Source organism: Marinobacter sp. tcs-11 (assembly GCF_002049515.1).
GTDB classification, from domain to species: domain Bacteria; phylum Pseudomonadota; class Gammaproteobacteria; order Pseudomonadales; family Oleiphilaceae; genus Marinobacter; species Marinobacter nauticus.
The window spans coordinates 33,461-44,434 of record NZ_LLYU01000028.1; the positions used below are offsets into that span (position 1 = coordinate 33,461).

A 10,974-nucleotide genomic window follows, 5' to 3' on the forward strand; every position below is an offset into this window, starting at 1 on the left:
GAACGACAAAATCCGGGGCAGCCAGCGCAGCGCCGACTACCCCACCCTGTGATTAATACACCCAGGAAACGGTCAGGCTGGCATTGGCCGGCTCACCGTAGAAACCTTGGGCCCACTGCAAACTTTCGAGATATTTCTCATCGGTGACGTTGTTCACGTTCAAGGTCGCATTCCAGTGTCGGGCAAAGTCATAGCTGGCCATCAGATCCAGCACGGCGTAACTATCCTGCCTGGTAACGATGGTCTCACCTGCATTTGGCCCTGTGGTAGCAACGCCCTGCTCCTTTGTGATTTCAGACTGCCAGCGGATCTTGCCTCCCAGTTTCAGCCCCTCAAGACCCAACACTTGCCAGGTGCCTCGAAGTTGCGCCATATGCTCAGGTACAAACAACCTTGCTCCGCCACCATCCTTATCTTCAATATCCACGTAGGTGTAGCCAAAGAACACCTGAACACGGTCAGTCACATCCCCTACCACTTCAGCCTCGACACCTCGACTGGTCAAACCATCCACAGCGGTGTAGTAAGAATCGGCGCCGACCGGGAACGTGCCCGCCTCCTCTGCCACATTCTTCTGCTCCGTCTGGAATAGTGCCAGGGTGGTGTTTACCCGATCATCCTGAAACTCACTTTTCAGGCCCAGCTCATAGTTGACCCCGTCAATAGGATCCAGTCGATCACGATTGATGTCCACCTCAGTCTGGGGAGTGAAAATCTCGGTATAGCTGGCGTAGACCGAGTGATCGTCATTGATGTCGTAGATCAGACCTGCGTATGGTGTTTCTACGGCATCGTAGCTGCTTTCCTTGGTCGCTCCGTAGCTTTCGCCCTTGTTATCCAGCCAGGTCAGACGGAGCCCTGTAATGGCGGTGAGTTGATCGGTCAGCGACCAGCGAGCGGCAGCATAGGTGGACGTTTCGCGGTCAGTCCAGTCAGAGCCGTCAACACCATTATCAAAAGCTGGCTTGGGGTAGTTGCCATCCCACTCATTCAGCGGTGGCAATGGATTCCCGATACCGCGGCCATAGCGGGACTCGTCCACCGTCTCTGAGCGAGACCAGGATGCGCCCAACACCAACTCATGAGTACGACCAGCCAGCTGGAACGGACCGGTAGCGTATGCATCTACTACCCACTGCTCTACATCCAAATCGTATTGGCTGGGATAAGCTTTAAGCCCCTCTCCTGTTTGGCGATCTGGCGTACCATACTGGTAAAAGAGCTCGGACTCGCTTTCGTTCTCCAAACGGAACACCGTGCCCGTGGCTCTCCAGCCGCCGGCAAGCTCCTGGCGCAATTCAACAAAGCTGTTGTGCTGGGTGTTGTCCCAGTAGGACCAGTCTGAAGCCGTGCTGGTTGAACGCGCAAAATCCGTCGCTGAGCCATCGGAGTAGAACAGAGGCAGCGCACCCCACAACGGACTGTCTGTATCAGACGTCTGAATGGCGTGGCCAAGAGTTAGCAACGTGGTATCGGTCAGGTCTGCTTCCAGCACCCCGTAGAACATCTGCTTTTCGTTGTTATACCGGTCAAGGTAGGAGCCTTTGTCCTCATAACCGGCAACCACCCGGCCGCGCACCGCACCGGATTCAGACACGGCACCGGAAACATCACCGACAATCCGTTTTTTGTCCCAGGAACCACCAGTCACCGCAACCGAGGCATTGGTGTCAGCGGTTGGGCGCTTGCGGATAAAGTTGACTGTGGCGGCCGGGCTGCCGGAACCGGTCATCAAACCGTTGGCGCCCCGAACCACCTCCACGCGATCAAAGAAGGCGGTGTCCAGCTCACCCTGAACGTTGTCATATACCGCCGGCATGCCAACACCGTCGTACTGGAAGTTGTTGATATCGAAACCACGTGAGGTGTAGTACGTGCGGTCTGTTTCCACCGACTCTACGGTGACACCGGTGGTGCCTTCCAGAACATCGTTAATGTCGTTCTGGGCGAAATCGTCCATCTGTTCGCGGGTAATGACCGTGACGGCCTGGGGGACCTCCCGGTGTGACAGCTCCATCTTCATGGAGGTTGTGCTGGCTCCGCTAATGTAACTCTCCGTCGCTTCCGAGGCCACCTGGCCACGGCTTGCGGTAACATCCAGGGCTTCCAATGCCTTCGGTTCGCTGCCCTGCGCTGCTGCCAGTCCTGGCAGAGTCGCACACATCATGGCAGTGATCAGGGTTTTTCTTCTAAATCGGGGCTCCGGATTCAGAGACATCTAACGGCTCCTTGGTTGATTAAGACCACGTCATTTTTAAACCCCACTATGTTAATGCGAATGGTTTAGATTTGAAACACCAAATGCAAATGATCCGAAATTATCGCGAAACTCTATATCTCCAGAGGCTCGCATCGGCCGCAATACCACGACCTGCTATGGTTATTGCAGGTGCTGAAGATCTCTAAGAACAACAGAGAGGCGGAGACGGATATGTTCAAGCGCAAATTCTGGAAGTGGCCTCTGGCCAGCCTACTGGTCTCGGCAGCCCTGGCCACACAGGCAAACCAGACCTTTCAATCTGATAAGGCAGACTTTCATCTGGAAACCGTAGCCGCGGGGCTGGAACACCCCTGGGCCATCGCTTTCCTGCCCGACGGATCTGCACTGATTACCGAAAGGGAAGGCCGTTTGCGAATTCTGGAAGATGGGCAACTTCGCAGTGAACCAGTCAAAGGCCTGCCGGAGCTAGTCGTTTCGGGCCAGGGTGGTCTGCTGGATGTACTGCTGCATCCGGATTTCGAGGCTAACCGGCTGTTATTCCTTAGCTACGCGCATCGTAATCGCGAGGGCATGACCACACGGGTTGCCCGGGCAACTCTGGCTGACAACTCTTTGCAAGATGTCGAGGTGATCTTCGAGGCTCTTCCCCGCTCAAACACCAGCCGGCACTTCGCAGGCCGGATGCAGTTTGATCGCGACGGCAATCTATACATCTCAGTCGGTGACCGGGGTGAAATGGATCGTGCTCAGGATACCGCAGACGATGCCGGTGGCGTTCACAGAATCACCATCAGCGGTGAGCCGGCAGAGGACAACCCCTTTGCCGATCAAAGCGGCTTCAACGCGTCTTTCTTCACCTATGGCAACCGCAACATTCAGGGTATGACCCGGCACCCACAAACCGGTGAGATCTGGAGCCATGAACATGGCCCCCGGGGCGGCGATGAGGTCAACGTCCTTCGCGCGGGTAATAACTATGGCTGGCCCAAGGTCACCTACGGCATTGACTACTCGGGCCTGCCGATCTCCAGTCGTACCACGATGGAAGGCATCACAGAACCACTGCATTACTGGGACCCATCCATTGCGCCCTCTGGCATGGCGTTCTACACCGGAGATCTGTTCCCTCAGTGGCAGGGCGATCTTTTTGTCGGCGCCCTGAAGCTTCAGAAACTGGTGCGGTTGTCCCTGGACGGAGAAAAAGTTATCGAGGAGGAAGATCTGCTCACCGACCTGGGTGAACGTATCCGCGATGTGCGTATGGGGCCAGACGGCGCACTCTGGCTGCTGACCGACTCCGATAACGGCAAGGTATACCGGATAGTGCCGGCGGATTGAGGCTCAGTGCGGATCGTTGGTTCTTTCGGTTTTTTCGAACTGCGGAAGGTTGTCGGTGATCTCGAACCAGTCGGATTTCGACCCCACATAAACGTGCTGGGCCGCCTGTTTTCCCAGCGGCTCATTGATCACACCAATGCGCAGCCGGAGAATGCCCGGAATAGCGTCGACCCTGCTGTAAAGAGGGCTTCCGCAACGGCTACAGAAGGCCCGGTACTTACCGGGCCTGGATTCAAATTCGGTGATCCGGTCTTCACCGGCCGTAAACCGGAACCGGACAGCCTGAACCGGCGCACTGGCCGAAAAGGCACTGCCATGATTGCGACGGCACTGGCTGCAGTGGCACAGCGCCACGGGCCCTATTGGGCCATCGTATTCAAACTGGATATCGCCACAAAGGCACTGGCCGGTATACATAACGCTCCTGACTACGCGAAAACTCACTGTTCGCGCAGATGATACCGGCTGGCAGCCGGATTAGCAGCCCCGGTTCCGCAAACTCGTCACCCGTAGGTTTTTTCCAGATAAGCAAGAATGCGAGCCGATTCAAACAACCCCTCCCCGGTATTGGGATCTTCCAGATAGGGCACCTGCACCCGGCCGTGTTGTTGGAAAAACGCGTCCCGCTTGCCGCCCGGGATTGGCCGATAGGGGCCGGGTTTGATGCGCTGCCGGGCCGGTCCTGCTTCTGTCCAGTGTTCCTTGCCCAGATTATGCAAGGTGTACGGAATCTCGTTTTCGCAGAGTCGTTCCCGAATCAGGCGCGAGAACGGACTGCCTTCGAAACTCCACAAGTGAAGTCCCTGCTCAGGCCGCCGGGCTGGCCGCGCTCGCATTCCGCGAAGTTCACTGGCTCCGGAGCCCGCAGCACCGAGCGCCGGTTGCCAAGGACGGCTCTGGTAGTAGCGAGGCACGGAACGATTAGCATACTGGCGGAACAAATACTCGATAATCGCCTCGGATTCATACAGCACTTCGCCGGTGTTGTGGTCATGCAGCAGGGGAAACTGCTGTTTGCCCCCCAGGGTCTCGGCTTCCGGGCGGAATACCCGACCACCCTTCGGGCAGGGTCGAATCTCAACGTCCAGATGCAATGCCGTCAGCACCTCACGAACACGTCGGCAGTATGGACAAGCTTCAATGTCATAGAGAACCAGCGGCTTATCAGGTTGCGGAACAGCCTTGATAACCAGGCACCCGCGCCAGGCTGCAAAAGAAGAAGTGGCAACCGATTCCAGCACATTCACCTGATGCTTCAGCGTTTTTAACATGATCGTTCCCTTGTTTTCGTCATTTTCTGCATTGTCCCACAGGAGAATCTGTGCCCATTGGCCCGCTGGCCCCTGGGCTGGCGTCATACTAACTCACTGATTCTTCAGGCCACTTACTCGATGTCACAAAAACTCAATATAAACAAAGACTCTACTGCCATTTTTTAACGTCATGTATAGCTTTTCTGCATAGTACATACGCACAGAATGGGCTATTGTACAAAGAGAACACAACAACGAGTTCCGGTCATGAATATTCAGGGGTTGCAGGCAGGCAAAGGCCTTGCCACAGGCAGATTTGCGTCAGGAGCAGTGGCGCTGGCCATCGCATTGGCCAGCGCCCCGCTCGGCCAGGCTCTCGCTCAAGAGCAGACCTCTGCGGAGGAGGCTTTTGCCAGCTCCCGTCACTGGGCCAGCCAGATCCGAAGTTACGCCAGCAAATCCCTGAACAGCGATGAAGCCTTGAGTGTTGCCGCCATTCCCCTGAACGGCCCTGGCATTGAGCAGTATGTAAACGCTGACACACTGATGAGCCCGGGCTCCATCATGAAGCTGGTAACCACCTATGCCGCCCTGGAACTCCTGGGCCCCACCCACCACTGGAATACCGATTTCCTTACAGACGGCATGATGGTGGGCGACAGCCTGAAAGGAAACCTCTACGTACGCTTCGGTGGCGACCCCAAACTGACCCTGGAACGGCTCTGGAGCACCCTGCGTGAACTCAAGAGCATGGGCATCAACCGTATTGAAGGCGATCTGGTCCTGGATGGCAGCTATTTCCGGGTCGACGGCGGTTTCCCGACGTTTGAGGATAACGGCGATAACCCCCACGCGCCCTTTCTGGTGGAACCCTCCGGCTATCTTACCAACCTGAATCTGCTGCATTTTCAGGTGCGCGCCGATGAGCGTGGCACACAGGCCTGGACAACCCCGGATCTGGGCGAAGTCTCCATTGATAATCGGGTAACGGCGTTACCGGAAGGTCCCTGCCCTGCCCGCAGCCGGTTTGACTGGGAGCCGGTATTTCATGAAAACCATCAGGTAACGGTGCGGGTAACCGGGCAGTTACCGCAAGGCTGCCGCAGCACCACCTACCTGTCTCTGCTACCGCACGAACGGTACTCGGCCTCAGTGATTCGCTCCGTGCTGTCTGAAATGGGCCTTATTATCAGTGGCGGCGACCGCTTTGAGAGCACACCAGAAGACGCACGGCTGGTCATGCGCACCACCTCACCAGATCTGGTATCCATGGTGCGAGACATCAACAAATGGAGCAGCAACGTCATGGCCCGCCAGATGCTGCTGACCATTGGCGCCGAGTTCCGCAAGGAAGATGACAAAGACGACCGGGTAGCCGGTATCCGCACAGTGTACGAATGGCTGGAGAATATGGGCATCAACACCGCAGGTATGGTGATTGACAATGGCGCCGGGCTCACCCGCCATGGTCGCATCACGGCCCGGCAAGGCGCCCAGATACTGCAACAGGCCTGGGACAGCCCCTACGCCTCCGATCTGATGGCCTCCATGCCCATTATCGCCATGGACGGGACCATGGCGCGCAGGCTTCGCAACACCGGTATGGATGGCGAAGGCCGCATCAAGACCGGTTATCTGGAGAATGTTCGTTCAATCGCGGGGTTCACCCGCGACGATAACAACACTACCTGGGCCATTGTCGGTATGGTGAACAACGACCCGGCCTGGAACGGCCAGGCGGTTCTGGATCGTGTGCTTTATTCTCTGCATTTCCGGCCACCGGTGGGGATGACCCTATCCCAATCTGCCGATGAAAATCCGGCATCTTCTATTCAATAAGCCAGTATAAAAAGGCCGGCTACAACAGCCGGCCCAATACTCATGTTTTGAACAATGACACAGTAGTTCATCTACTAGTCGACGGTATAAATCACCTTATCAATCACATGAATCACGCCGTTCGACGCTTCAACATCGGCTTCGACGACGGTACTGCCCTCGATAACCAGAGCGTTGTCCTGTATATCAACGTTCAAGTTGTTGCTGGCCAATGTTGTTACAGTTCCGCGATGGACGGATCGGTTTCAAGAACTGCAGCTTCCAGAATCGTCGTGTTTTCATTCTCAACAGCGATTTCCAAAATTCTTTGCGTTGCAGCATCAGTAGTGCCGTTATCATCGTCATCAAGCCAACAACCGGATAGCATGACACTGCCCGCTAAAACCATCGGTAAAGCGTATTTACAGTTTTTACATTACAGCGAACAATTGTAAGGTTAACTACAGCGATACAATGGCTTTATCAGTCTGACCGGCGTTCTTTGGAAAACAATCGGGGCATGGTCCAGTCCGCCATTTTGCCTGCCATTGGTGCGATAAAGCTGACCAGCGGGAAGGCCACTGTCCAGGCCACCACAAATGCTGCGCCCCAGCGATGGAAAAATCCGTCAGTCAGGCCGGTGTTGATCAGGGTGATAATCCCGGACATCAACAGCGACATGATGCCGGACATGTAAAAGGCAAAAACAAACTGGCGCACACGCGTTTGCTTGTAACTGGACATGTTTTCCTTCCCGGTTTTAACGTATGGAACACTGCCGAATCCATTCAGGCGACCGCAGCGTAGGAGAAAAGACGCGGCCACCGATGCTGGATCGCAACATCTTAGTGAGCATGCAACATTTTTCCATAGAGCTTTTTACCAAGGAGCACAGGTAATGGATGCCCCAACGCCCGGAACACGACGCGCCCGCTGGATCGTCGGGCTGGTGTTACTGACGTTTTTGGCGGGCTGCAGTCAGACGCGCCTGGCCTACCGCTACGCCGACTGGGGCGTCGTCTGGTGGGTGGAGGATTACATCAGCCTGACCGGTGAACAGGAAGCTCAGTTGAGTCAGGATCTGGAGGCGCTCAGACAATGGCATTGCTCGGCAGAGTTGCCCCGTTACCAGCAATGGTTGACAGTCCTCAAATCAGATCTGGCGGAAGGGACGCCGAGCGAGGCCACGGTTCTGTTCCACAAGGAACAACTCATGGACTTCTTACCCGAATTGTTGGAACGGGCCACTCCGGTAGCCGTCAATCTGCTGTCTTCGCTGTCGGATGAACAGGTAACGCAACTTGCCGAAAACATGGCGGAGAACCAGCAGGAGCTGGAACAGGAAATGCTGGAGGGATCACCCGCTCAAACCGCACAGGCACGTTCTGAACGGACTATTGAGCGTATTGAACGATGGCTTGGCGAACTGAATCAGCAACAGCGGGCCATCGTCGAAAGCTGGTCAGCGGATCGTGGCCGGCAAACGGAAATCTGGTTAACAGGGCGGAGAAACTGGCAATTGGCATTGCTCGACACGCTGGAGAGACGACGCCAGGCCGGCTTTGCTGAACAGGTGAACGAGTTGCTGGTTCACTCAGAGCGCGCCAGAGGAGCGGAATACCAGGCCATGCTGGCCGAAAGCCGGGTGGCGATGGCCGGCTTGATGCACGATCTTCTGCAGGCTGGAGATACCCGGCATCAGGATCACCTGCTGGCCAGGGCCAGTGAGCTGAAAGGAGATTTTGCAGCGCTGACCTGCAGCTAAACACGGATCGCGATACCAAAAAAGGGCCGGATGAACCCGTATCATCCGGCCCTTTTTGCGTCTCGATCTGTGTCAGACCGTCAGGTAACCACCATCCGCATTAATGCAGGCTCCAGTGGTATAGCTGGAAGCGTCAGACACCAGGTACAGCACAGTACCCGCCATCTCATCGGGTGCCGCCACACGCTTCATCGGGATGTGGGCCATGGCCTGCTTCTTGATGGCCTCATTGGTGGTCAGGGCGCTGGCAAATTTGGTATCGGTCAGGCCCGGCAACAAGGCATTCACCCGCACATTCTGCTGGCCCAGCTCCATGGCGAAAGATTTGGTCATGGAAATCACTGCTGCCTTGGTCACCGAATAGATGCCCTGGAAGTGGCCGGGGTTTACGCCGTTAACCGACGCCACGTTCACAATGGAACCACCACCGTTCTTTTTCATCAGCTGAGCGCCACGGGCGCACATGAAGAAGTAACCACGGATGTTCACGTCTACGGTTTTGTGGAAAGCACCCAGGTCGGTGTCTTCCACCGGACCGAAGTATGGGTTGGCGGCTGCGTTGTTCACCAGGATATCCAGTTTGCCGTGCGCTTTGGCGATGTGCTCCCACACCGCTTCAATCTGGTCCATCTCGCCAATGTGGCAGGCGAAGGCTTCGGCGCTGCCGCCGTCTTCACGGATGCTGCTGGCCACGGCCTCACAACCGTCAATCTTGCGGCTACTGACAATCACGTGAGCACCGTAATGAGCCAGCGTACGGGCGATGCTCTCGCCGATACCGCGGCTGGCGCCGGTTACCAGGGCGACTTTGCCAGTCAGGTCGAACATGTTTTTGTTGCTCATGGAATTCCCTCAGCTTATCGGAATGTCACCAGGGCGGGGTCTTCCGCTTCCAGGTGGCTATAGTTGTTGAATACGGCCAGGCTGCGCCGGGGGCCGGAATACAGAATGCGGGACACGCTGGTGTTGGCAATCACATTGTTCATCTCCAGCGCCTTGCGGTCTGACAGTTCAAGCAGGCGCTGGGCAATGACCGCAATGGGGCCGCCAGAGGTGGACACAATCACATCGGCACCATCGGCCAGTTCAATCAGCTGATCCAGTGCATGGCCAACCCGCTGCCGGAATCCGTTCCAGGTTTCGCTGTATTCCTGGTCGAACTCGCCACTCACCCAGCGGGTCACTGCCTTCTCGAAAGCCTGCTGGAAGGCTCTAGCAGGTTTGGGAAAGCTGGCGAGGTCCCGCGCCATCACCTGTTTATCCGCCCATTCCGGGCGCAGGCGCTCCACCACTTGCAGGTGATCGAATTCGTTCAGGCCTTCGAGCACCTGCATGCCCGGCAAGGCCGTGCCATAGCCGGTGGCGATGGCCTCTACGGTTTCGCGATGCCGCTGCAGGTTACCGCCAAAAATGGCGCCGGGTTCTACCTTGTCCGCCAGCCAGCGGCCCAGAATCCTGCCCTGCTCCCAGCCTCGCGGCGAGAGCTGGTCGTAGTTTTCCTTACCGAAACTGGCCTGACCGTGGCGCACCAGATAAATCGTGGCCATTACAGGGTGCTCTCGCTAATCAGGCGCTGGCACCGTTTCTCCAGATAGTTGGCGGCGTGGCCAAAGGCGGCGAAGCGCTTGTCTTTGGTCTGGCCGTGATAAAAGCGGTAGTAGATTTGCTGGATGATCACCGCCAGGCGGAACAGTCCGTAAATTTCATAAAAGTCGAACTTTTCCGCCCGGAAGCCGGATTTCTCCATGTAGTAGTCCACCACTTCTTTACGAGTCAGCATGCCCGGCCGGTGCGTGGGCTGGCGCCGCAGCATCTGGAACGGGCCTTCGTCGTCGGCTTCGATCCAATAGGCCAGACTGTTGCCCAGGTCCATCAGCGGATCACCAATGGTGGCCATTTCCCAGTCCAGCACGCCAATCACTTCAAACGGGTTGTCCGGGTTCAGCACCACATTGTCGAAACGGTAGTCGTTGTGAATAACCACCTGAGCGATGTCATCCGGCATCTTATCGTTCAGCCAGGCCATGACCTCTTCGAAGTCACCGACATCGTCGGTACGGGCCTTGCGGAAGCGGTCGCTCCAGCCACCAATCTGCCGCTGAACGTAACCCGAGCCCTTGCCCAGCTTATCCAGACCAGCGGCCTTGGCGTCCACTGTATGCAGATCCACCAGCTTGTCGATCACGTTCAGGCACAGCTTGCGAGTGTCTTCAGCGCTCAGCTCGAAATCCCTGGGGAAGTCCTGGCGCAGAATGATGCCCTTGAGCCTCTCCATCACGTAGAAGTCGCAACCCAGTACGCTGTGATCGTCGCAAATCGCAACAATGTTGGGCACATAGGGATAGGCTGGCTTCAATGCCTCCATCACCCGCGCTTCCCGCAGCATGTCGTGGGCGGACTTGGCGATCTTGCCGAACGGCGGCCGGCGCAGCACGTAGGAATGGTCGCCATAATCCACCTGATAAGTCAGGTTAGACGCACCACCGGGGTACTGCTTGATCCTCGGCTGGCCTTCCAGGCCCGCAATGGCCTGCTTCATGAACCGGTCAACAGCACCAACATCCAGCTCCTCGCCTTCG

The 10,974-nt window shown here is 56.6% G+C and carries 12 protein-coding genes; 3 read left to right on the top strand and 9 right to left on the bottom strand.

Annotated features, from left to right (window positions below):
- Positions 1-52: 52 nt before the first annotated feature.
- Positions 53-2,218 carry a TonB-dependent siderophore receptor gene (locus ARC85_RS18465; RefSeq protein ID WP_286715751.1) on the bottom strand — a complete coding sequence of 722 codons (2,166 nt, stop codon included), beginning with the start codon at positions 2,216-2,218 and terminating at the stop codon, positions 53-55.
- Positions 2,219-2,431: 213 nt separating this feature from the next.
- On the opposite strand from ARC85_RS18465, the gene ARC85_RS18470 reads away from it, so the two are divergent.
- Entirely contained in the window at positions 2,432-3,559 is a 1,128-nt protein-coding gene (locus ARC85_RS18470) for a PQQ-dependent sugar dehydrogenase (protein WP_286715753.1), read from the top strand.
- 3 nt (positions 3,560-3,562) lie between these two features.
- Here ARC85_RS18470 and ARC85_RS18475 read toward each other — a convergent pair whose 3' ends face one another.
- Both ARC85_RS18475 and ARC85_RS18480 read right to left on the bottom strand, forming a co-directional pair.
- Positions 3,563-3,976, bottom strand: coding sequence for a GFA family protein (locus tag ARC85_RS18475; protein WP_226597818.1), 414 nt, complete (start codon positions 3,974-3,976; stop codon positions 3,563-3,565).
- An 86-nt stretch (positions 3,977-4,062) separates the two neighbouring features.
- Positions 4,063-4,830 carry a glutathione S-transferase N-terminal domain-containing protein gene (locus tag ARC85_RS18480; protein ID WP_286715754.1) on the bottom strand — a complete coding sequence of 256 codons (768 nt, stop codon included), beginning with the start codon at positions 4,828-4,830 and terminating at the stop codon, positions 4,063-4,065.
- Between the two features lie 249 nt (positions 4,831-5,079).
- Between ARC85_RS18480 and dacB the strand changes: the two genes are divergently transcribed.
- Positions 5,080-6,651, top strand: a complete 1,572-nt coding sequence (dacB, locus tag ARC85_RS18485) for a D-alanyl-D-alanine carboxypeptidase/D-alanyl-D-alanine endopeptidase (protein ID WP_286715756.1) — start codon at positions 5,080-5,082, stop codon at positions 6,649-6,651.
- Positions 6,652-6,725: 74 nt separating this feature from the next.
- Here dacB and ARC85_RS18490 read toward each other — a convergent pair whose 3' ends face one another.
- The 3 genes from ARC85_RS18490 to ARC85_RS18500 all read right to left on the bottom strand — a co-directional run bounded on the left by ARC85_RS18490 (position 6,726) and on the right by ARC85_RS18500 (position 7,374).
- On the bottom strand, positions 6,726-6,863 hold the full coding sequence (locus ARC85_RS18490) for a fasciclin domain-containing protein (protein ID WP_286715758.1): 138 nt from the start codon (positions 6,861-6,863) through the stop codon (positions 6,726-6,728).
- 5 nt (positions 6,864-6,868) lie between these two features.
- Positions 6,869-7,018, bottom strand: a complete 150-nt coding sequence (locus ARC85_RS18495) for a hypothetical protein (protein ID WP_286715760.1) — start codon at positions 7,016-7,018, stop codon at positions 6,869-6,871.
- Between the two features lie 95 nt (positions 7,019-7,113).
- Positions 7,114-7,374 carry a DUF2798 domain-containing protein gene (locus tag ARC85_RS18500; RefSeq protein ID WP_286715762.1) on the bottom strand — a complete coding sequence of 87 codons (261 nt, stop codon included), beginning with the start codon at positions 7,372-7,374 and terminating at the stop codon, positions 7,114-7,116.
- 154 nt (positions 7,375-7,528) lie between these two features.
- On the opposite strand from ARC85_RS18500, the gene ARC85_RS18505 reads away from it, so the two are divergent.
- Positions 7,529-8,395 (top strand): DUF6279 family lipoprotein, encoded by an 867-nt coding sequence (locus ARC85_RS18505; RefSeq protein WP_286715764.1) that lies wholly within the window; start codon positions 7,529-7,531, stop codon positions 8,393-8,395.
- 72 nt (positions 8,396-8,467) lie between these two features.
- Here ARC85_RS18505 and ARC85_RS18510 read toward each other — a convergent pair whose 3' ends face one another.
- The 3 genes from ARC85_RS18510 to ARC85_RS18520 all read right to left on the bottom strand — a co-directional run.
- Positions 8,468-9,238: an SDR family oxidoreductase gene (locus tag ARC85_RS18510; protein ID WP_286715765.1), complete on the bottom strand. Its 771-nt coding sequence runs from the start codon at positions 9,236-9,238 to the stop codon at positions 8,468-8,470.
- Positions 9,239-9,252: 14 nt separating this feature from the next.
- Positions 9,253-9,942, bottom strand: coding sequence for a histidine phosphatase family protein (locus tag ARC85_RS18515; protein WP_286715766.1), 690 nt, complete (start codon positions 9,940-9,942; stop codon positions 9,253-9,255).
- Positions 9,942-10,974: phosphotransferase family protein (locus ARC85_RS18520; RefSeq protein WP_286715768.1), on the bottom strand; the 1,033-nt coding region annotated here is incomplete at its 5' end. The genes ARC85_RS18520 and ARC85_RS18515, both read right to left, overlap by 1 nt.